The following is a 20471-nucleotide window of genomic DNA, read 5'->3' as shown; positions in this document are numbered from 1 at the left end:
TGACTTTGAGAGGATAAGGTAATGCAAGTTATTCTGCTTGATAAAGTAGCAAACCTGGGTAGCCTGGGTGATCAGGTTAACGTTAAAGCGGGTTACGCTCGTAACTTCCTGGTACCACAGGGTAAAGCTGTTCCTGCTACCAAGAAAAACGTTGAATTCTTCGAAGCACGCCGTGCAGAACTGGAAGCTAAATTAGCTGACGTTCTGGCTGCTGCTGAAGCTCGCGCTGCGAAGATCAACGCACTCGAAACTGTTACTATCGCGTCTAAAGCTGGCGACGAAGGTAAACTGTTCGGTTCCATTGGTACCCGTGACATCGCTGATGCAGTAACTGCAGCTGGCGTTGAAGTGGCTAAGAGCGAAGTTCGTTTACCGAACGGCGTTCTGCGTACTACTGGTGAGCACGAAGTGGACTTCCAGGTTCACAGCGATGTATTCGCTAAACTGACTGTAAACGTGGTTGCTGAAGCGTAATTTACGCGGACGTATATACGTTAAGACGCCGGCCTTGTGCCGGCGTTTTGCATTTCTGAATCTAAAAATAAATCCCCAAAAAATTAACGCGCCCGTACGAAGCTGCCATCAGGCTGGCGTGTAAACAGCACCTGCTGATCGTTACCAATATCAATCGTCAGCCCCGTCACTACGCCATTCGCATTCTGGCGAATCTGCACCATCTGCCCGGTTTGCAAAGTACTCAGCGGCTTATTGCTGCCTTCTACCTGCGCCATCGAATAGACATCTGCGGGCGGTAAATTATGATCGCGGAACAGCTGCGCCATCGTCTGCCCGGATTCCACACGATACGAACGCCATTGCTGCTCAATGTCATTATTAGCGTGCGGAACAGGTGCCTGAGTTTCGACTTGCGGCTGTTCTTCAATGCGAGAAGGTTCGACAGGAGTCGCAGGCTCGGTATTGGCTGGCGGGTTGACTAAGTGGGCACGAATTGGGGATTGCGATTCAATGGAAAGCTGCGCGTCGCGTGTGACCGGGCGAGTGGTTTCATCTGGCGTAGGCCACAGGAAACCGAGTACCACCACGATCGCGGCAATAATAATTCCACGTCGATGCATGACCGGAAGTGGGTCCATCAGGCGGAAATTATCGGGTGCATGCCAAATCCGCGCAAGCCAGGGTTTAACAGCGAATCGCATCGGCATTACTCCTCATTTCCACACAATGTGCTCGGTTCATTTATCCACTCCATTATAGAACGCTAACTGTTTGATGCATTGAACAATCCAGCTTTACGTGACGCTCAACAGCAATTTAACGTCCAGCTAAACCATTGTTCCTGTTTCCTCTGCATTTGTCACCTTTGCCGCTTTTGCATTTTACCCGTCCGGATGACGCTGTTATGCTGCGGGCTTGCTTTTAAATACATTAAAGGAAATCCCATGACGACCCCTTCTTTTGACAGCGTCGAAGCGCAAGCAAGTTACGGTATTGGTTTACAGGTAGGTCAACAACTGAGCGAGTCTGGTCTGCAAGGTTTGCTGCCAGAAGCACTGGTAGCTGGTCTGCGTGATGCGCTGGAAGGGAATGCTCCGGCAGTTCCGGTTGACGTGGTTCATCGCGCACTGCGTGAAGTTCACGAGCGTGCTGATGCTGTTCGCCAGGAACGCCAGAAAGAAATGGCTGTTGAAGGTCAGAAATATCTGCAAGAAAACAGCAGCAAAGAAGGCGTGAGCAGCACCGAATCTGGTCTGCAATTCCGCGTTCTGACTCAGGGTACAGGCCCAATCCCGGCTCGCAAAGATCACGTTCGCGTGCATTACACCGGTAAACTGGTTGATGGCACCGTGTTCGACAGCTCAGTACAACGTGGCGAGCCAGCTGAATTCCCGGTAAGCGGTGTTATCGCAGGCTGGATTGAAGCACTGACTCTGATGCCGGTTGGCTCTAAGTGGGAACTGACTATCCCTCATAACCTGGCATACGGCGAGCGTGGCGCAGGTGCGTCCATTCCTCCGTACAGCACGTTGGTATTTGAGGTTGAACTGCTGGAAATTCTGTAAGCGTTCAAACGACCCCGCTGCGGCGGGGTTTTTATTTGGCTATTAACAAAACCAACACGATTTTATCTGGTAAACACTTCCTTCATAAGTGTTTGTGTGAGGCTCCTCACTCTTTAGCCGTGATTTTGCACTCAAAACAAACATCAAATTAACAAATAATTTCATTCTTAGTATTCAACCCGCCAATTCTTCCCTACTATCATTGCGTTCCCTGGAACAACAACATCACATCCTCAAAATTTTAATAAAGGCCAGCAGAGCCTGAACACAACAGACAGGTACAGGATAAACACAACATGGTAGATCAGATAAAAGTTGCAGACGAAGCTGAGGCTCCGGCTGAGCAGTCGCTACGGCGTAATTTAACCAACCGTCACATTCAACTTATCGCGATTGGCGGAGCCATCGGAACAGGCCTGTTCATGGGCTCCGGTAAAACAATTAGCCTCGCAGGGCCATCCATCATTTTCGTCTACATGATTATCGGCTTTATGCTGTTCTTCGTGATGCGTGCGATGGGGGAGCTGCTGCTTTCAAACCTCGAATACAAATCCTTCAGTGATTTTGCAGCCGATTTACTCGGCCCGTGGGCGGGGTATTTTACCGGCTGGACTTACTGGTTCTGCTGGGTCGTTACCGGCATGGCCGACGTGGTGGCGATAACGGCCTATGCGCAGTTCTGGTTCCCAGGGCTTTCAGATTGGGTCGCATCGCTTTCGGTTGTCGTCCTGCTGCTGACCTTAAACCTCGCCACCGTGAAAATGTTCGGGGAAATGGAATTCTGGTTCGCGATGATTAAAATCGTCGCCATTGTCGCGCTGATTGTGATTGGCCTGGTGATGATTCTGACCCATTTCCATTCTCCGTCGGGTGTCGAAGCCTCTATCAATAACTTGTGGAATGACGGCGGCTGGTTCCCGAAAGGTATCAGTGGTTTCTTCGCGGGCTTCCAGATAGCGGTGTTTGCGTTTGTCGGCATTGAGCTGGTGGGCACGACGGCGGCTGAAACTAAAGACCCGGAAAAATCCCTGCCCCGCGCAATCAACTCCATTCCGATTCGTATCATCATGTTCTACGTGTTTGCGCTGATTGTGATTATGTCAGTCACACCATGGCGTTCAGTCGTGCCGGATAAAAGCCCGTTTGTTGAACTGTTTGTGTTGGTGGGTCTTCCTGCCGCCGCGAGCATCATCAACTTCGTGGTGCTGACTTCTGCGGCTTCTTCGGCAAACAGCGGGGTGTTTTCGACCAGCCGTATGCTCTTCGGCCTCGCGCAAGACGGTATGGCACCGAAAGCGTTCGCCAAGCTCTCTAAACGCGCGGTTCCTGCGAAGGGTTTAACCTTCTCTTGTATCTGCCTGTTGGGCGGTGTGGTGATGCTGTACGTTAACCCGAACGTGATTGCTGCATTCACCATGATCACCACCGTATCGGCGATTTTGTTCATGTTCGTGTGGACGATTATCTTGTGTTCGTATCTGGTGTACCGCAAACAACGCCCACACCTGCATGAAAAATCCATCTATAAAATGCCGCTCGGCAAGTTTATGTGCTGGATGTGTATGGCATTCTTCGTGTTTGTGATTGTGCTGCTGACACTGGAAGCAGATACCCGCCAGGCGCTGATCGTAACGCCATTGTGGTTTGTGTTGTTGGGTGTGTGCTGGATGTTTATCGGCAAGAAACGCATCGCGACAATGCGTAAGTAATTATTAGCGCCTTCTCCATGGCGGGGAAGGAGCTAATTTCAACTATTCCCCAGCTAAAGCTCGCGGAAACAGCACGTTATTCTCAAGACTGATGTGATTCATCAGGTCGTCAATCAACTCATTAATTCCGTTATACATCGCTTTCCATGTCGTGCAGGCTTCCGGTGGCGGCGTCACGTTATTCGTGGTGTGCTTAATCACTTCCAGCAATTCGCCTGCGTCGTCATGCTCACTTTCCATCACGCTAATCGGGCCGTTGGCCTGGGTTCCCATTCCCTGTTTAATCATCGGGAACAGGATTTGCTCTTCTTTCATCATGTGGCTGCTCAGTTCCTGATGCAGCATGGTGAGGTACTTCGCCAACCCTTTCGGCACGTTCGGTTTATCGGCGTGAACGCGTTCAACTTTGGTCGCCTGAAGAATCAACTCCGGTAATTGTTCGCGGTGGCGATCGTGATAGCGCACGATTATATGGTCGATGATTTCGGCCAGCGGCGCACTTTGCCAGTCTTTTTCGACAGGTTCTTGAGCAAGCTTTGCAAGCTCGGTTTCGATGGCTTCCAGGTCCAACTCTTTGCGCGTTGCGGCACGCTCAAGCGTCTGCTTCCCGCCGCAGCAAAAATCGAGATCCAATTTACGGAACAGCGCAGAAGCGCGTGGAATAGTTAAAGCCAGTTCACCTAATGCTTGATCGCGAAAAGCCATGAGCAGTTACCTCGTTGTCGATAATATAAGATGCATATTAAATGCATCTTTAAGTCGGCGCTATGACTATTTCGAGGTAACGCGTTATTTATCCGCCGTGATAACCACTTCCGCGAGCGTGTTTTTCTGCGGTTTTGTCAGCACCGCCATCACCACGCCAACCACCAGGCAAATAATCCCGAGTAACGTCAGCAGCGGCGGCCAGCTGTGGCGCAGCATAAAGGTGTAAGCCAGTCCCGCCAGCGTTTCAAAGACAATCAGCGGGCCGACGATCACCGTCGGCAATCGTTGGCTGGCAATGTTCCAGCACAATGCACCAAGCCAGGAGCAGAAGAGGGCAATCGCTAACATCAGCGTTAAAAACACTTCCGGGCGCGGGCCGAAGGGCAGGGCGAAGTTGCTCTCGGTGTGCGACATCCACAGGCAAACGGCAATATAGCCGATCAGTGAAAAAGGCAGGATCGCCAGGCCTTGCGCCGTCGCCCACATTAAAGGGTTTTTGTCCGGATTTTCGCGCAGCCAGCAAGCGTTACGCAGCGCATACCACGCCCAGCAGGCCACCGAAATAAACGCCAGACCAATCCCGCTCACATAACGCCACCAGCTGAAATCGAGTTGCCCGGTGCGTAACTCGGCGGTATTCACCATCACCAGACCCAGCGCGATAATCACCAGCGCAGGCGCCAGCCGATGCCACGGCAATTTGCCATCACGTTTGCTGTAAAGCAGATTGGCGAACACCGGGATCACGACCGGAAGCGTGCCGATAATCATGGTCGAAATCGGCGCACCGGTGCGCTGAATAGCGCTCGCGAGGCAGACGTAATAAATGAGATTGCCAACGGTCGACAATTTAAGCGCGGTAAACCAGTCCTCGCGCTTGAGCTGCCGTAAACGTTGGCGTCCAAACCAGGCCAAAGGCAGGGCAATAAATCCCAGAGCCAGATAGCGGCCGGTTGACTGCATGGCGGCGGGGTAATCAGGAACAATCAGCGGGCCGACAAAAATCAGTCCCCACATCAGCCCTGCCAGCAGGGCGTACAACACACCAGTTAACATCTTCTTTATCCACTTAACTCTTTGCGTAGAGTGTAGGTGGCGTGCGCAGGAAAATATTGTACCAGCTTGCGGTTTAGCGGCTTTAACTAGCGGGCGACCTGCTTCTGGTAACGCACAGGCGTGATGCCATAGCGCTGCGAGAAGGCACGAGTCAGATGCGCCTGGTCGGTTAGACCGCAGGCTGCCGCCACGTGTACGGCGGGCATGCCGCTCGTCAGCAGCCGTTTGGCGTGCCACAGGCGAATCGCCATCAGCATCTGGTGCGGCGTGACGTGATAGTGAGCTTTAAACATGCGCTGGAAATGATACGGACTCAGTGACACCACGGCCGCCAGTTCATCAAGCATTACCGGGTGCATATAATTATCGTGTAGATAATCGCGTATTTGCTCGAAACGGTGCGCCGGGTCTTGCACTCCGCCAGACTGATGTTGCGCGTAGGGCCGGAAAGTTTCGATCAGATTGAGTAACAAACCTTGCTGTGCCAGCGAGTCATTCTCGCTCCACAACTGGTTGATCAGTTGGGAAATATTTCCTGCCCGTTGCGGATCGTGCTTCACGACCTCGCTAAACGACCAGTTTCGCGAACCGGTCACTCTCTCAACAAGATCCGGTTCGAGATAAATCATGCGGTACTGCCAGCCGTCTTCCGTCGCGGCTTCTCCGGTATGAAGCTCGTCCGGGTTCATCAGCACTAACGAATCCCGCGCAGCAACATGCTGAACACCCCGATAGCGAAAACGCTCAGCGCCACGCGTTACCGTCCCAATGCCAAACGCTTCGTGGGTGTGCGGTTCAAAGGCGTAACGAGAAATATGGGCGTGATAAAGCTCAACGCCGGGCAATTGCGGTAAATGCCGGAATTGAGCGTTGTCTTTTTCATCGCTGAACTGTTCAGGAACGCCTTGCACACTAATCTCCGTATGGACACCCCATCAGTATAGGGATGTCCTGGTTTAACGGAAAGTTAGCAATTACAGCGCGGCGCGAATGCTTTCGGCAAGCGGGGTGGTCGGGCGGCCAATCAGCGCGCTTAACTGGCGGCTGTCATCAAACAGGCCACCTTTGGACGCGCCAACGTCAGAGTTTGCCAGCATTGCTGCTAACCCTTCAGGCAAGCCAGCACCGAGCAATGCCGCTTTAAAATCAGCTTCCGGCAAGTTCTGATACACCACGGTTTTGCCGCTCTGTTTGGTCAACTCAGCAGTCAGCTCAGACAGCGTCCAGCCGTGGTCGCCCGCCAACTCGTAAACTTTGCCTGCCTGGTTGTCGAGGGTCATCACTTTTGCAGCCGCAGCCGCATAATCGGCCCGCGTTGCGGAGGCGATTTTGCCTTCGCCAGTGCTACCAATAAATACGCCGTGTTGCAGTGCAGGCGGCACGCTGGCGAGGTAGTTTTCGGTATACCAGCCGTTGCGCAGCAGCACAAACGGAACGCCGGACTCTTGCAGCATTTTTTCAGTCGCAACGTGTTCTTCTGCAAGGCCCAGTGGCGAAGAGTCGGCATGCAGCACACTGGTGTAAGCAATCAGTTTCACGCCTGCTTCTTTGGCGGCTTCAATCACATTGCGATGCTGAACCGCACGTTGTCCTACTTCACTTGAAGAGATCAGCAGCAGTTTTTCCACGCCACTCAGCACCTTCACCAGTGCGGCTTTATCTTGATAGCTGGCAGCACGAACCTGAACGCCACGGTCTGCAAACGCCTGAATTTTTGATGGGTTACGGACAATAGCAACCAGTTGGTCAGCTGCTACGGATTTCAGTAATTCTTCAACAACGAGTTGGCCCAGTTGGCCAGAAGCACCGGTAATCGCAATCATGGTAAATCTCCTGTGGGGGTTCTGCTTAAGTTGTGCCACACTATCACCAGCACTAACTTTTAGTAAGTACGCACAAAAAGGTAAGTATGAAATGAGTGAGATTGAAACTCGCGCACCGTCGTTAACCGAGCAGATGCGTGACGGCAATTTGTTTGCCGAACAATGCCCCTCTCGCGATGTGCTAAAACATGTCACCAGCCGATGGGGGGTATTGATTTTGGTGGCTTTGCAGCAGGGAACGCACCGTTTTAGCGAATTGCGCCGCAAAATGGGTGGTGTGAGTGAAAAAATGCTCGCGCAAACTCTGCAATGGTTAGAAGCGGATGGGTTTGTGAATCGCAAATCCTACGCGGTTGTGCCTCCGCATGTGGAATACAGCCTGACACCGTTAGGTTTTGAGGTCGCCGAAAAAGTGGCTGGACTTGCCGACTGGATTGAAGGGAATTTGCCAAGAGTTATGGCGTCCCGTTCGGAACGCTAACACTCGCCGGTGGATGACGCTTGCGCTTATCCACCCTACAAAATCATGCACTTGTAGGTCGGATAAGCGCAGCGTCATCCGACGCGTGGTTAAACCTACTTACCTAAATCCAACTGATAAATCGCAAAGCCGATTTCATCCGTTCCCACATTCTTCATCGGATACTGGCCTTTCTCTTTGATGAAGGCCGCCGCTTTGTCGCCCGGTGAGGTTTCAAAGCGAATATCTAATTTCTGATTGCTGTGAATCGGTGCCAGGCGCCAGTTGTTATCCGCCGCCGGGTGAATTTCTTTGCTCGCGGTAATCCAGTTTGCCAGCACCGAGCGGTTTTCATCAGGCGATGCGAAAGCGATATGGCTATCGCCAGTTCCGGCAAACTTGCCGCCGTAAGCGCGATAGTTATTGGTCGCCACCAGGAAAGTCGCGTTCGGGTCAATTGGCTTGCCCTTGAACGTCAGCCCTTTAATGCGCTCGGCTTTCGGGTTCACCATCTGGCATTCGCCGTCGTAACGTGCCGGTTGCGACACATCAATCTGGTAATCCACGCCGTCGATAACATCAAAGTTATAAGTGCGGAAACCATCCCAGTTAATCAATGACTGCGGTTTCGTGCTGTTCACATCAATCTGATTAAACTGCCCGGCAGAACATTCCAGCCACTCTTTGACCTCTTTCCCGGACGCTTTCACCACAACAAGCGTGTTCGGGTAGAGATACAAATCGGCGGCGTTACGGAAGGTGAGCTGGCCTTTTTCCACTTCGACAAAACTGGCCGGATCGTTTTTACGCCCGCCGACTTTAAACGGAGCAGCAGCCGACAACACCGGCAGATGCGCCAGATCCGGATCGCCCTGAATGTATTTTTCAACGTAGGCAGTTTGCGCGTTATTCACCACCTGCACGGTAGGATCGTCCTGCACCAGCGCCAGGTAGCTGTACATGTTGTCGGAAGATTTGCCGATAGGTTTGCTGACGAACTCGCGCGTCGCATCATGATCGTGCTTGAGCACATCAACCAGTTTGGCATCTTCTGACACCAGTGCTTTCTTCGCCACGCTGTCATAAATCGGGCGTGCTTCCGCTTTGCTGCTGACCACTTTCCAGGCGCCGCTATCGTTGTTCAGCACTAAATCAACCACGCCAAGATGATCGCCCCACATGCCCGGCATCACCGCTGGAATGCCGTTCAGCGTACCTTTTTCGAGATCAACACCTTTGATATTGGCGAAGTCTTTGCCTGGGAAGACAGCGTGAGCATGGCCGAACAGGATGGTATCCACGCCCGGAACTTTGCTGAGGTAATAAACCGAGTTTTCAGCCATCGCATGATACGGGTCACTGGACAGGCCTGAGTGGGCGATAACCACCACTAAATCAGCACCTTGCTTACGCATTTCAGGCACGTACTGGCGAGCGGTTTCGGTGATATCTTTCACCGTCACTTTGCCTTCCAGATTCGTTTTATCCCACGTCATAATTTGTGGCGGCACAAAACCGATATAACCGATGCGCAGCGTCTGCTCTTTGCCGTCTTTATCCTTAACCACGGTTTCTTTAATCACATACGGCGTGAACAGCGGTTTATTGGTTTTAGCATCGATAATATTGGCATTCACATACGGGAATTTTGCCCCAGACAGCGCCATATGCAGGTAATCGAGACCATAGTTAAACTCGTGATTCCCCAGGTTTCCCACGGCGTAATCCAGCGTATTCAGTGCCTTATAAACCGGGTGGATATCACCTTTCTTCAGCCCTTTTGCCGCCATGTAATCACCCAGCGGGCTGCCCTGAATCAGGTCACCGTTATCCACCAGGACGCTGTTGACTGTCTCACCACGGGCGGCATTGATTAAACTCGCCGTACGCACCAACCCGAATTTCTCCGTCGGTGTGTCTTTGTAGTAATCGAAATCCATCATGTTGCTGTGAAGATCGCTGGTTTCCAGGATACGCAGGTCAACGGTTGCCGCGCTAACGCTGGTTGCAATCAGCGTGGCAAGGATCGTTGCGCTAAACTTGATCATGATTAAGGTCCTTTTTTCGAGGTAGTCCACACAAGGCTATGTATATAAAACGTTGTTGCTTACATTTTTGTGAAGTGTGCCAGAAATAAGAATCATTAAACCGGAATCGCTTCACATCTAGCGCAATCGGATGCGATGAGATATATACCCTAGGGTCTAAGCAAAACAATAGGTTATTTGCATGACACAACATGAGGTGGAGAATGTTAGATAAAATTTGCCAACTGGCTCGGGAGGCTGGAGCTGCCATCATGCAGGTGTATGAAGGGCAAAAGCCGCTGGAGGCGACCCAAAAATCCGATGATTCACCTGTGACGGCAGCGGACATCGCAGCGCACACCATTATCCTGAAAGGACTGCAAACATTGACGCCGGAAATACCGGTGCTTTCAGAAGAAGATCCTCAGAGTTGGGAAACTCGCCAAAGTTGGGATCGCTACTGGCTGGTGGACCCGCTCGACGGCACCAAAGAATTCCTGAAACGTAATGGCGAATTCACCGTTAACATCGCGCTTATCGAAAAGGGCAAAGCGGTGTTGGGCGTGGTATATGCGCCAGTGCTGAACGTGATGTACAGCGCGGCAGAAGGCAAAGCCTGGAAAGAAGAAAACGGCACGCGCAATCAGATTCAGGTGCGCGATGCTCGCCCGCCGTTGGTGGTCATCAGCCGATCTCATAGTGATGACGAACTGAAAGAATATCTTCATCAATTGGGTGAACACCAGACGACATCTATCGGCTCGTCGCTTAAATTTTGCCTGGTAGCAGAGGGGCAAGCGCAGCTTTACCCACGCTTTGGGCCAACCAATATCTGGGATACCGCAGCAGGGCATGCGGTTGCTGCCGCTGCTGGCGCGCACGTTCATGACTGGCAGGGTAAGCCACTCGACTACACCCCGCGTGAGTCATTCTTAAACCCTGGCTTCCGGGTTTCTATTTACTAAGCAATCCACGCAGCAGGCTAATCACCTGCTGCACTTCTTCCTGGGTGAGTGAGCCATCTTTGGCAAACTGCACGCGGCCTTCCTTATCCAACACCACAATCGCTGAACTGCCGGTTTCTAGTTGCCAGGATTTCTGCGCAACGCCATTACTATCGACAATAAACTGCGACCATGGATACTGGGTTTTATTGCTCTCAAGACTGCTACGCACAAACATTCCGGTGCCCACAATCGCATCATCGGTATTGACGATAGTGGTGGTTTGATAGCGGTCATGAGGGAATTTTGCGGCTTTAATCGCTTCGATTAAACCAGCATTCTTCTCTTTAGCACTGGTGCGACCGGCAATATGCTGCACCACTCGCACTTTTCCCACGAGCTGCGCACTATTCCAGTTTTTATAGCTAAACTTATCATTGTCGAGCATCAACTCGCCTTTATCCGTAATGCCAATAGGCGAGACTCGCTGATTTTTCTCAAAGTTATGTGCCGATGCCGCAAGAGGCAGTAGCAGCAGGGCAAGCGCAAGGGTTTTGCGTAGAGACATGAGGACTCCTTATCTTATTATTTGTGAAAAGTTTGCAGGTGCTCCGACCACTTCGTCGTGACGTTTTAAGCATATGTGCTGAATAGGTTTCTGTCCCGCAACAACAATGCCAGTTTGCGGGCGACCGCACATATCCCTATTTTTTGAAGGCTTAAACTAAGTTTTGTTTACAATTGAAAAGAATATTCTGAGAAATTGTAATCATACGGTAAATAAGATTGTGCAAACTAGGTGTCGGTTTGTATATGGACTATAGTTTCCAGGCACCAAATTTTTCGCCTCGTTTTGTCGGACCAAATGTGGAACCGCAGGGGCGTTAACACTGCAGGAGAAAAGAAGAATGAAAATTTTCCAACGGTACAACCCGCTTCAGGTGGCGAAGTACGTGAAAATCCTGTTCCGTGGACGGTTGTACATCAAGGACGTTGGCGCTTTTGAATTTGATAAGGGCAAGATTCTTATCCCAAAAGTGAAAGATAAGCAGCATCTATCTGTTATGTCTGAAGTAAACCGCCAGGTTATACGCATGCAGGCGGAAATGGCATGAAGCCATAAGTCATACCCAAAACGGCACCCGAGGGTGCCGTTAGTGTTTCTAAGTTTTGATAATTACGCCGCGTTCTGCTCTTCACCATCAGGTAATTTTGGCGTCAACGGTGTCGGCTTATTGTCGATTCGCGTCACCAGCAGCTGGTCAATTCGGTAGTTATCGATATCCACGACTTCGAACTTATACCCGGAGAACTTCACCGAATCGGTGCGTTTCGGGATTTTTCGTAGCATAAACATCATAAAGCCGCCGATGGTTTCGTAATTTCCAGACTGCGGGAACTCGTCGATATCCAGCACGCGCATGACGTCGTCAATTGGCGTACCGCCCTCAACCAGCCACGAGTTTTCATCGCGAGCCACGATTTGCTCTTCCATGCCCTGGCCGACCAGATCACCCATCAGCGTGGTCATCACATCATTGAGCGTGATGATGCCCACCACCAATGCGTATTCGTTCATGATAACTGCGAAGTCTTCACCGGCCGTTTTAAAGCTTTCCAGCGCTTCGGAAAGCGTCAGGGTATCCGGCACAATCAGCGTATTACGCAGATGCACACCGCTGTTAAGCGCCATGCTCTGGTTGCCCAGCACGCGGTTGAGCAGCTCTTTGGAGTCCACATAACCGACGATATGGTCGATATCGCCATTACACACCAGGAACTTCGAGTGCGGATGTTCGGCGATTTTGTTTTTCAGGCTTTGCTCGTCTTCATGCAAATCAAACCAGATGACGTTTTCGCGCGACGTCATCGACGACGGTACGGTACGCGATTCCAGTTCAAACACGTTTTCAATCAGCTCATGTTCTTGCTTACGCAACACGCCAGCCAACGCGCCAGCTTCAAACACGGCGTAAACATCATCAGAAGTGATGTCGTCATTACGCACCATCGGCAGTTTGAAAATGCGGAAAATGACGTTCGCCAGGCCGTTAAAGAACCACACCAGCGGGCGGAAGATAAACAGACAGAAGCGCATCGGGTTGATGATTCGCAAAGCAACTGATTCAGGCGAAATCATACCGATGCGTTTCGGAGTGAGGTCTGCAAACAGAATGAACAGGCTGGTGACGAGCGTAAAGGAGATGATAAAGCTCAGTTGGTCAGCCATTTCTGGGGAGAAGAAACGCTCCAGAAGTACTTTAAAGGCCGGAGAAAACGCTGCATCGCCGACGATACCACCGAGAATCGCGACCGCGTTCAGGCCAATCTGCACCACGGTAAAGAACATGCCAGGGCTTTCCTGCATTTTCAATACACGTTGCGCGTTAACGTTGCCATCATCCGCCAGCAGCTTGAGTTTGATCTTGCGGGAAGCAGCCAGCGAGATCTCGGAAATCGAGAAAAACGCACTGACAGAGATAAGAAGAAGTATTAATAAAATACTGTTTAACATAGTTTATCCGGCTTAGAGCCAGAGCCTCGGAAGGAAAGTTGAAAATCTAAGGGTTAGTACATTTTGACTGCCAGTCCGTGGAGGTTGGGCCAGCAATTTCAACGGGTAGTATAGCGTAAGGGTGTATGGGGCTGCCAGAGGGTAGAATTTGGCCGCAGACGGCCTTTCGTAGGGCGGGCAAGCGCAGCGCCCTCGCCAGCATTGGTGAAAACGGCGGATGACGCTAACTGCTAATCCATCCTACAACTGACAAATCATTCATCAGCCTTAATTCCCTTCGACTGCAATTCTTTCCTGATGATGCGCTTAATCCATGCCGCCAAAGATTCGTCACCATCCTGACGTTGTGCTTCTTCCATCGCCTTACGCAGTTCGGGATCTAACCGAAACTGGAACGGGGGATTTCCTCTTCTTTCATTCATGTGTGTTGATACCTAAATTACACTTGGAGTATGGTGGTTATGTGTGATGACACATTACTATCACATGACAGAAATGACAACGCCCCGAATGTGCTCGAACACATGCAGGGCGTCTAACCACCACCATTACTTAGGATAATGCTATGGCTGACGCTAATAGTAACACAGCAGCACAATCTACCGACCACACCTTTGCGCACCTTGCTGATACGGATGTTCTCTATTCGGATATGGCATACGCGATATCTGCAATTAACCTTGAATCGTTGACGAGTGAGGAAGCCCTGGAGCTTGCTAGCCATTGCGAGGACAGTATCGCAGGGCTTTGCCATACACTGCGCTTTATCGGTAAATCCTTCATAACCTTTGCCGATCACAACGTGGTGGAGTTTTCACAAGAAACACTTTGCCAGGCGGGGCACGGGATTGCGGCGATTAGCTCACTTATACCTGTGCTGCATCGGCTTGAGCAAAAAGCTGATCGCTTACTGGTGGGGATGAATCAGGTGTAGCGGTTTTCGTAGGGCGGGCAAGCGCAGCGCCCCCGCCAGCATGGGTGAAAACGGCGGATGACGCTTCACTTATCCGCCCTACAACTGCGGTTTTTATCCCTTGTTTTGATGTTTTTCTTTCATCCGTTGTAGAAAACTATCCTGTTCCCAAATTTGCGGAGCGCCGCTGCTGATGCCTTCAGCCAGCAAGTCGCGTAACTGCTGCAATCTGGATTCTGCTTGTTCTTCGCGTACGTCTTGGTTTTGCATTAGTCCATCACCCGCTCAACTTTTCTTCAAACCGTAATATACGCCCGGCATTCCCCAGTACCAGCAGCGTGCTCAGGTTATGCAAAATGGCGGCAATCACTGCGCCAGATGCGCCGAGCCAGCCGAAAGCCGCAGCGGCGACAATCACCAGCGTCCAGCCCAGGCCAATCATCACGTTGACTTGCAGCGTACGGCGGCAGCGGCGGCTTAAGCGCACGCAGGTGCCGAGGCGGCGTAAATCCCCGCCAATCAGTACGATATCGGCGGAAGCCATGGCGATATCCGAACCGCCTGCGCCCATCGCGACACCGACCACGCCTGCTTTGATGGCCAGCGAGTCGTTGATGCCATCGCCGACCACCATTGGTCGGAAGCCGTTGTCGATTTGCACGCTGACCTGGTGCAGTTTATCGGCGGGAAGTGCACCTGCGATGACGTTGTTGATGCCGATTTTTTTGGCGATGCGTTGCGCCACAGCTTCACGGTCGCCGGTCAGTAATAATTGCTGATTCAGCCCGAGGTCGCGCAGTTCGGTCATTGCCTCTGCCGCTTCGTCGCGTAGGCTGTCGGCCAGTAAAATCCAGCCACGGAAACGACCCGCCAGCACCAGGCCGACAATTGGCCCGTCGTGTGGCGGTTCTTCTGGTAAATCAGCAACCTGAGTTTTTAACAATTCATGTCGGCCAAGATACGCCTCGCCCGCCGCTGTGGTGGCAGAAATGCCCAAACCTTGATGTTCATGAACATTTTCAAGCGCGGGCCACGCACTTTGCGGGGCGATATTGACCAGCGCCCGGCTGACCGGGTGGTTACTGGTCGCGCCGAGACTCGCCGCCAGAGCGGACAGCGCTTGCGGTGATTCGCCGGGTTCAGCAAGCAATTCATGCAATTGCAGTTTGCCGTGCGTGAGCGTGCCGGTTTTGTCGATAATCACCGCATTGAGTTCGGCAAGTTCTTCGAGGAACGCCGCACCGCGAATCAAAATCCCGTGACGGGCGGCGACGGTTAGCCCGGCAATCGACGTTGCTGGTGCGGAAAGCACCAGCGCACACGGGCAGGCGGCAACCAGCACGGCTAACATCGCCTGGTTATTCTGCGTCAAAAACCACGTGCTGGCGGCAATCAGTAAAACCAGCAGCAAGTAGCGTGCGGCGTGGCGTTCCAGCAAGCGGGTAATCGGCGGGCTGGCCTGTTCGGCACTTTGCATCAGCGCGATAACGCGGCCAAGCGTTGAGGTTTCTCCCGTGCGCGTGACTTCAATACGCAGCCGTCCGTCGAGATTAATCGCGCCACCATAAACGTTCATGCCGGGTTTCACTTCCAGCGGAACGGACTCTCCGGTAATGGGCGCGGTGTCGAGGCTCGCCTGGCCCTCCAGCACGCGACCGTCAGCGGGTAAACGGTCGCCCGCCCGCACTTCCACGATGTCGCCCGCCACCAGTTCGTGGTTGTCGATATCGTGCAGATTGCCGTCTACATCAAAACGTCGCGCCCGGCTGCGGGTGAGCTTGCCGAGCGCTTCAATCGCCTCTTGCGAGCCAATCACGCTGCGTTCTTCAAGAATGTGGCCAACGGTCATGATCAACGGAAGCAAGGCGGCGGTGAGCAAATCACCCGTCGCCCAGGAGCCAATCAGCGCCAGCGCCACCAGTTGATCGGTAATGCCGTGCAGGCTCGGGTAGCGCAAGCTGTAAAAGGCGTGGCGCAGCACCGGAATGCCGACCATCAGCGAGGCCACACCCAACAGAATATCCGCCACGGCGACTTGTTCCGGTGCCAGGCCGCGCCACAGCAGACCGAGAATTAACGTGCCGCTGGCGACCAGCGCCAGAATCAGTTGACGGGTAATCTGGCGCTGCTCCTGATGGCTTAACGCGCCGCCAGGATTAATAGAATCGGTACTCATTTTGGAGAAGGTTCCTTTTGCCCGGCGGCTTGCAGAATCAAATTCGCATCATCCTGCGGTGAAACGGTGATCACCGATTCGGCCTGCGCCAGAATCGCCGCAATGCGTTCGCGGTAAACGCGTGGCAGCAGGTCTGGATCGTGTGGGGTGTTGGCTAACCGAGCGACCATCGCCGTATCGGACTGGGCTTTTGCGACTTTTTCTTGCGCTTGTGCCTGGGCTGTCTGGCGCGTCTGATCGGCAAGTTGGGTCGATTTTTGCCGGATTAAAGAAGCATCGGTATTCGCGGTGGCGATGGCCTGTGATGCTTTCTGGCTGGCGGTGAGCACGGCGTTAAAGGCGGTGACGGTCGTGGCAGGCAGCGTCGACTGGACGGTGACACGCTCAAGGGTAATTCCCAGCGAGCTGCCCGATTGCGCCAGGCGTTGCAGATTCTGCTCGACGTTATGCTGCACATCCGCACGCAGGCGTTCGCGCAGCTTCGCGACGTTCATATCATTGCTGATCATTTCCGGACGGGCGACCAGAATCGTGTCGAGATCGCGCGCGGCACACACCGCAACGGCGGCACGTTCAACCAGGCGATCGAGCGCGGGAATAACGTGTTCACCCTGCAACACATAATCCATCGGGCTGTTGACTCGATAAAACACGCTGATATCCAGCTGTACCACACCCGCATCGCCGGTGAGCAAGTAGCCGGACCCTGCCAGCGCGTCGCTGCTGTTATCGTCGCGCATGTCCGCATTCAGCGCGTTGGGCGAACGTAAAAGTGCGCTAACGCGATGTTCAATAACGCGGTCTGGTGCAGGCACCATCACCACGTCATCAATCGGCTTTGGCCAGCTCAGTAATAAACCGGGTTCGGCAATGCGTTGCTGGGCGCCAAAATGAAGCACCACGGCGCGGCTGTCAGCAGGGATTTGGCGGATGTTGGAGAACAGCCAGCTTGCGGCGGCCAGCAGCGTCAGCCCGAGCAGCGCGTAAAAGGCGAGGCGTATGGATTGCGTCCACGGGCCTGCGGATGATTTCGGCTGATGCTCACTCATGGGTTTTATCCAGCTTCGGCCCTTCTACCAACAGGCGGAAGGGGGCCGCATCGGTGCGCAACACCAGGCGAGTGCTGGAATTCACCACGCCGCTAAGGGCATCAAGCTGGCGTAACAGACTGTAAAGCTGTGGCGAACTGGCGTAAGCCTTGCCATAAATTTCCGCCGCCTGCACCTGAGATTGCGCTTCGATATCGGCGGCCTGAACTTGCGCCTGCGCTTCGACAATACGTGCGTCGCGCTCGGCCGCCGAGCGGATTTCTGCGGCAGCACGTTTGCCTTCGGCGGTGCGTTCTGTGGCAATGGTTTCACGTTCGGCCCGCATCCGATCGACCGTGGCGTTGAGCGTGACCGCAGGGAGCGTCAGACGTTCGGTTCCCACCTGCACCAGACGAATGCCGTAACTTTCCAGCAGCGGCTGGCTGATTTGCGCCTGTAAATGCGATTCAAACTGACCGAGCTGTACCTGTTTGCTGTCGGTATTCACCAGCTGCGAGAGGGTAAAGCCACTGGTGGTGGTTTCCAGCGCCGAACCCAAATAAGCCCGGATCTGCCGTGCGGCTTCGTCAGGCTGATTTTGTACCGCACGCATAAAACGCTGCACATGTTCCGGCGTGTTATCGACCTGCCACACCGCATAAGACTGAACGATGATCCGCAGCCCATCACGCGTGCCGACATCCTGTAAACCGCTTGAGGTGGTGCGCATCCGCAAATCCACGGTGGTAGCCGTTTCAAAAGGCGCTGGTAGCCGCCACGCAAGCCCTGGATTGAGCAGCACGCGCACCGGGTTGCCAAAACGGGTAATGATCAGCGATTCGCCGGAGCGAACCTGAACCAGACTGGCGGCAGCGACGAGGATCAGCACGAGTAAACCGGCGCCTGCAATACGCTTCCAGACTCCGGATTTAGGCGCTTCAGAGTGATGGTTGTGGTGGCTGTGGTGGCAACCGTGACTGCAACCATGCTGATGTGAATGGCTCAACGGGAAGACTCCTGTGTCGGTTTGGAAGGCGCGTCACGCCGTGCTGCTTCGTTCAAAGAAGGAAATTCACGCAGGTCGATGGTGGGTGGCGAACCTGCGCCAATACGACTGTCGATAATCATCAATGGGCTATGGCCTAAGGTTTGATGCAACTGGCTGAACCACAACTCATCAACAAAAACCTGGCCAGATTGCGCGACCGCCTGCTTTTGCGCGGCAAAACGCACGGCAGTTGCCTGCGCCTTGCTGGTGACATCGGTGGCGTTCATTTGTGCCTGGTTCTGGCGGGTTGTCGCAGTGGTTTGCGCGCTGGCCGCGAGTTCCGCCGCGTGCCCACGCTCGCGCGATACCAGTGCCTGCGCTGAAATTTGCGCGGCCTGCACGCCATGAAACGCGTCGGCGGCACCCGCTGGCGGGTGAATGGCTTCGACCACCGTTGAAAGCAACTCCACGCCGCTGTGTAACTCGTCGAGCCTTTGTTGCACCGACCGGTTAATCTGGCTGGCTAAGGCATTGCGTTGCTCGCCAAGTAACTGTTCAAGCGTGAGCGAGGAAAACTGATGCACCAGCACTTGATTGGCGGTGCTGCGGATAAGCTCTGGCAGATTGTTGCTGCGGTAAGTCGCCGCCAGCGCTGCGTTATCGGTTAAGCCAATGCGCCACATAAAACGCACATCGCTATTAATGATTTGCAGGCTTTGCTGGTCGCCACTTTGGCAGGCGATAATCTGCGCTTTATCAAAGCTATGAACGGTATCCCACAGGCGGTCCGCACTTTGCGGCGCGTTACCTTCCGCACTTGCCAGCGGTTCGGATGCGGCATCCGGTTCTTCTCCGGCAGCCAGTTCATGCACCTGGCCGTTTTCAGTCAGCATCACCTGCCCGAAAGGCCACGGCAGCCCGTAATGCAGTCCGGCAGGTAAGACCACAACAGGTTTACCAAAACGTTCGTAAATGCCGCGCTGGGTGGTAGAAACTTGCTGGATACCCGTCAACAGCCAGCCGCAAAGCATCATCACCGCAACAACCGGCACAAAAGCACGTTTCAGGACGATGAACGCCCAAAGCTGGCGCAAATCAATGCCAAAGTGCTGATGGATTTCGTGCTGGAGAAACAGCAGCGGGCGCGGCGGCCAGACGAGCTGTGCCGCCAGTTGGCTTTTTGCCAGATATTCCGGTTCTGCGTCTTCCGCTTTTGGCGGCATAAACAGCGAAAAAAGACCGCGCAGCAGGAACTCAATCGCCACCAGTAACACCAGAATCGCGGGCAGGTTAATCAGCAGTGATAGCGTGACGGATGGGAAAACCAACGGCGGTAAAGAGAGGAATTGCACCGCAAGCGCCAGGCGCAATATCGGCGCAATGAATTTCGCTTCCGGCCAGGCTTCGCTGGCAGTCGCCGCCAGATGACGTTCGGCAACCAGAGTGGCAAACATCGCCGCCGCAATTATGCCGACCGCCGCCCAGCGCAGTGTGCCTTCATCCAGCCCGACATAATGAGCGCCCCAGCCTGAAAGCGTGACAAACAACACGAGTGCCGCCATCAAGGCAAGGCTAATTCCATCGCTTTTGAGCGCCGCGTTGATGCGTTTGACGTTAACCGGAATGAGCGAGCCAAGCCGCTGATAAATGGTCGGCGAGGCTTCAGTTTCCGTGAGAGCTTCTTCAATTTTCAACGGTGGAGCGAAGATATCAGCACGCCACTGGCAAATTCGCTGTGCGTTATAAAACGCGACGGCTAACAAAACCAGCACCGCGGCATTGCTGGTTAACAACGCTGTCCAGCGGGAAGATGACTCGAAAATATGAGTGATCAGCGCCACAACCAGCATAAGGAAAATCGTCGCACCTAGCCCGAAAACGACTCTTGCGGCCAGCATGGCCTGCGAAGACGCCAAAGAATATCGAGCCTGAGCGACTAACGGCGAATGTTCCGTCGGTTCAGATAATGGGGAGGGCTGCATGGAATGATTACTTTCAGACGCAAGGTGTCTGCATCATTGAGGTTAATTGTTACCATATAACATATCACGGAGATGAATTATCCGTAAATGGAGTGCGGGTAACGGTTTGTACAAAGGGGGC

The 20471-nt window shown here is 53.2% G+C and carries 20 protein-coding genes and 1 pseudogene; 7 read left to right on the top strand and 14 right to left on the bottom strand.

Features of this window, described 5'->3' with window-relative positions; genetic code table 11:
• Positions 1-21 precede the first annotated feature (21 nt).
• A complete protein-coding gene (gene rplI / locus DY231_RS20890) occupies positions 22-474 on the top strand; it encodes a 50S ribosomal protein L9 (protein ID WP_034461193.1) in 453 nt (150 codons plus the stop codon).
• Between the two features lie 83 nt (positions 475-557).
• On the opposite strand, the gene DY231_RS20885 is transcribed toward rplI, so the two are convergent.
• Positions 558-1163 carry an OapA family protein gene (locus DY231_RS20885; RefSeq protein WP_115631289.1) on the bottom strand — a complete coding sequence of 202 codons (606 nt, stop codon included), beginning with the start codon at positions 1161-1163 and terminating at the stop codon, positions 558-560.
• Positions 1164-1400: 237 nt separating this feature from the next.
• On the opposite strand from DY231_RS20885, the gene bamJ reads away from it, so the two are divergent.
• Positions 1401-2021 carry a BamJ family beta-barrel-assembly machinery protein gene (gene bamJ / locus DY231_RS20880; protein WP_034492832.1) on the top strand — a complete coding sequence of 207 codons (621 nt, stop codon included), beginning with the start codon at positions 1401-1403 and terminating at the stop codon, positions 2019-2021.
• Positions 2022-2317: 296 nt separating this feature from the next.
• Positions 2318-3730, top strand: coding sequence for a D-serine/D-alanine/glycine transporter (gene cycA / locus DY231_RS20875; protein WP_115631287.1), 1413 nt, complete (start codon positions 2318-2320; stop codon positions 3728-3730).
• A gap of 42 nt (positions 3731-3772) precedes the next feature.
• Here cycA and ytfE read toward each other — a convergent pair whose 3' ends face one another.
• The 4 genes from ytfE to DY231_RS20855 all read right to left on the bottom strand — a co-directional run bounded on the left by ytfE (position 3773) and on the right by DY231_RS20855 (position 7317).
• A complete protein-coding gene (gene ytfE, locus DY231_RS20870; protein WP_115631285.1) occupies positions 3773-4435 on the bottom strand; it encodes an iron-sulfur cluster repair protein YtfE in 663 nt (220 codons plus the stop codon).
• A gap of 84 nt (positions 4436-4519) precedes the next feature.
• Positions 4520-5494 carry a DMT family transporter gene (locus DY231_RS20865; protein WP_115631283.1) on the bottom strand — a complete coding sequence of 325 codons (975 nt, stop codon included), beginning with the start codon at positions 5492-5494 and terminating at the stop codon, positions 4520-4522.
• Positions 5495-5580: 86 nt separating this feature from the next.
• Positions 5581-6405 carry an AraC family transcriptional regulator gene (locus DY231_RS20860; RefSeq protein ID WP_115631281.1) on the bottom strand — a complete coding sequence of 275 codons (825 nt, stop codon included), beginning with the start codon at positions 6403-6405 and terminating at the stop codon, positions 5581-5583.
• 63 nt (positions 6406-6468) lie between these two features.
• A complete protein-coding gene (locus tag DY231_RS20855) occupies positions 6469-7317 on the bottom strand; it encodes an SDR family oxidoreductase (RefSeq protein WP_115631279.1) in 849 nt (282 codons plus the stop codon).
• A gap of 91 nt (positions 7318-7408) precedes the next feature.
• Here DY231_RS20855 and DY231_RS20850 point away from each other — a divergent pair, with 91 nt between their 5' ends.
• Complete coding sequence (locus tag DY231_RS20850) at positions 7409-7798, top strand: winged helix-turn-helix transcriptional regulator (protein WP_115631278.1); 390 nt, start codon at positions 7409-7411, stop codon at positions 7796-7798.
• A 95-nt stretch (positions 7799-7893) separates the two neighbouring features.
• On the opposite strand, the gene DY231_RS20845 is transcribed toward DY231_RS20850, so the two are convergent.
• Entirely contained in the window at positions 7894-9825 is a 1932-nt protein-coding gene (locus tag DY231_RS20845; protein ID WP_115631276.1) for a bifunctional 2',3'-cyclic-nucleotide 2'-phosphodiesterase/3'-nucleotidase, read from the bottom strand.
• A 203-nt stretch (positions 9826-10028) separates the two neighbouring features.
• On the opposite strand from DY231_RS20845, the gene cysQ reads away from it, so the two are divergent.
• The gene (gene cysQ, locus DY231_RS20840; RefSeq protein ID WP_034492859.1) at positions 10029-10769 is read left to right on the top strand and encodes a 3'(2'),5'-bisphosphate nucleotidase CysQ; all 741 of its coding nucleotides are present in this window, start codon (positions 10029-10031) and stop codon (positions 10767-10769) included.
• Here cysQ and DY231_RS20835 read toward each other — a convergent pair.
• Entirely contained in the window at positions 10759-11316 is a 558-nt protein-coding gene (locus tag DY231_RS20835) for a YtfJ family protein (protein ID WP_034492862.1), read from the bottom strand. The two genes, cysQ and DY231_RS20835, sit on opposite strands and share 11 nt — an antisense overlap.
• Positions 11317-11656: 340 nt before the next feature.
• On the opposite strand from DY231_RS20835, the gene DY231_RS20830 reads away from it, so the two are divergent.
• Positions 11657-11863 carry a DUF1107 domain-containing protein gene (locus DY231_RS20830; protein ID WP_034461209.1) on the top strand — a complete coding sequence of 69 codons (207 nt, stop codon included), beginning with the start codon at positions 11657-11659 and terminating at the stop codon, positions 11861-11863.
• Positions 11864-11925: 62 nt separating this feature from the next.
• Here DY231_RS20830 and paeA read toward each other — a convergent pair whose 3' ends face one another.
• Positions 11926-13263, bottom strand: a complete 1338-nt coding sequence (gene paeA, locus DY231_RS20825) for a polyamine export protein PaeA (protein ID WP_115631275.1) — start codon at positions 13261-13263, stop codon at positions 11926-11928.
• A 254-nt stretch (positions 13264-13517) separates the two neighbouring features.
• Entirely contained in the window at positions 13518-13685 is a 168-nt protein-coding gene (locus DY231_RS20820) for a hypothetical protein (RefSeq protein WP_115631273.1), read from the bottom strand.
• Between the two features lie 143 nt (positions 13686-13828).
• Here DY231_RS20820 and DY231_RS20815 point away from each other — a divergent pair, with 143 nt between their 5' ends.
• Complete coding sequence (locus DY231_RS20815; protein WP_115631272.1) at positions 13829-14197, top strand: hypothetical protein; 369 nt, start codon at positions 13829-13831, stop codon at positions 14195-14197.
• 93 nt (positions 14198-14290) lie between these two features.
• Here DY231_RS20815 and DY231_RS20810 read toward each other — a convergent pair.
• The 5 genes and pseudogenes from DY231_RS20810 to hflK form a co-directional block, all read right to left on the bottom strand.
• Positions 14291-14431: pseudogene (locus DY231_RS20810) on the bottom strand (type II toxin-antitoxin system ParD family antitoxin); the annotation flags it as partial.
• A gap of 22 nt (positions 14432-14453) precedes the next feature.
• Complete coding sequence (locus DY231_RS20805) at positions 14454-16352, bottom strand: heavy metal translocating P-type ATPase (protein ID WP_115631269.1); 1899 nt, start codon at positions 16350-16352, stop codon at positions 14454-14456.
• Positions 16349-17401: an SPFH domain-containing protein gene (locus DY231_RS20800; protein ID WP_115631267.1), complete on the bottom strand. Its 1053-nt coding sequence runs from the start codon at positions 17399-17401 to the stop codon at positions 16349-16351. Before DY231_RS20800 ends, DY231_RS20805 begins: the two co-directional genes overlap by 4 nt.
• Entirely contained in the window at positions 17394-18386 is a 993-nt protein-coding gene (gene hflC / locus DY231_RS20795; RefSeq protein WP_115631266.1) for a protease modulator HflC, read from the bottom strand. Before hflC ends, DY231_RS20800 begins: the two co-directional genes overlap by 8 nt.
• Positions 18383-20350, bottom strand: coding sequence for a protease modulator HflK (gene hflK / locus DY231_RS20790; protein WP_115631265.1), 1968 nt, complete (start codon positions 20348-20350; stop codon positions 18383-18385). Before hflK ends, hflC begins: the two co-directional genes overlap by 4 nt.
• Between the last annotated feature and the right edge of the window lie 121 nt (positions 20351-20471).

It is taken from the genome of Buttiauxella agrestis (assembly GCF_900446255.1).
Classification (GTDB): Bacteria; Pseudomonadota; Gammaproteobacteria; order Enterobacterales; family Enterobacteriaceae; genus Buttiauxella; species Buttiauxella agrestis.
Note: the sequence above shows the minus strand (reverse complement) of the source record. Positions and strands in the feature narration are given on the sequence as shown.

Coding starts and splice junctions, on each gene's coding strand:
- DY231_RS20865 (WP_115631283.1), bottom strand. CDS start 5,494: ATGTTAACTGGTGTGTTGTACGCCCTGCTGGCAGGGCTGATGTGGGGA.
- DY231_RS20855 (WP_115631279.1), bottom strand. CDS start 7,317: ATGATTGCGATTACCGGTGCTTCTGGCCAACTGGGCCAACTCGTTGTT.
- DY231_RS20835 (WP_034492862.1), bottom strand. CDS start 11,316: ATGTCTCTACGCAAAACCCTTGCGCTTGCCCTGCTGCTACTGCCTCTT.
- DY231_RS20820 (WP_115631273.1), bottom strand. CDS start 13,685: ATGAATGAAAGAAGAGGAAATCCCCCGTTCCAGTTTCGGTTAGATCCC.
- ytfE (WP_115631285.1), bottom strand. CDS start 4,435: ATGGCTTTTCGCGATCAAGCATTAGGTGAACTGGCTTTAACTATTCCA.
- rplI (WP_034461193.1), top strand. CDS start 22: ATGCAAGTTATTCTGCTTGATAAAGTAGCAAACCTGGGTAGCCTGGGT.
- paeA (WP_115631275.1), bottom strand. CDS start 13,263: ATGTTAAACAGTATTTTATTAATACTTCTTCTTATCTCTGTCAGTGCG.
- DY231_RS20800 (WP_115631267.1), bottom strand. CDS start 17,401: ATGAGTGAGCATCAGCCGAAATCATCCGCAGGCCCGTGGACGCAATCC.
- DY231_RS20885 (WP_115631289.1), bottom strand. CDS start 1,163: ATGCCGATGCGATTCGCTGTTAAACCCTGGCTTGCGCGGATTTGGCAT.
- cysQ (WP_034492859.1), top strand. CDS start 10,029: ATGTTAGATAAAATTTGCCAACTGGCTCGGGAGGCTGGAGCTGCCATC.
- bamJ (WP_034492832.1), top strand. CDS start 1,401: ATGACGACCCCTTCTTTTGACAGCGTCGAAGCGCAAGCAAGTTACGGT.
- DY231_RS20845 (WP_115631276.1), bottom strand. CDS start 9,825: ATGATCAAGTTTAGCGCAACGATCCTTGCCACGCTGATTGCAACCAGC.
- DY231_RS20850 (WP_115631278.1), top strand. CDS start 7,409: ATGAGTGAGATTGAAACTCGCGCACCGTCGTTAACCGAGCAGATGCGT.
- DY231_RS20815 (WP_115631272.1), top strand. CDS start 13,829: ATGGCTGACGCTAATAGTAACACAGCAGCACAATCTACCGACCACACC.
- hflK (WP_115631265.1), bottom strand. CDS start 20,350: ATGCAGCCCTCCCCATTATCTGAACCGACGGAACATTCGCCGTTAGTC.
- DY231_RS20805 (WP_115631269.1), bottom strand. CDS start 16,352: ATGAGTACCGATTCTATTAATCCTGGCGGCGCGTTAAGCCATCAGGAG.
- DY231_RS20830 (WP_034461209.1), top strand. CDS start 11,657: ATGAAAATTTTCCAACGGTACAACCCGCTTCAGGTGGCGAAGTACGTG.
- cycA (WP_115631287.1), top strand. CDS start 2,318: ATGGTAGATCAGATAAAAGTTGCAGACGAAGCTGAGGCTCCGGCTGAG.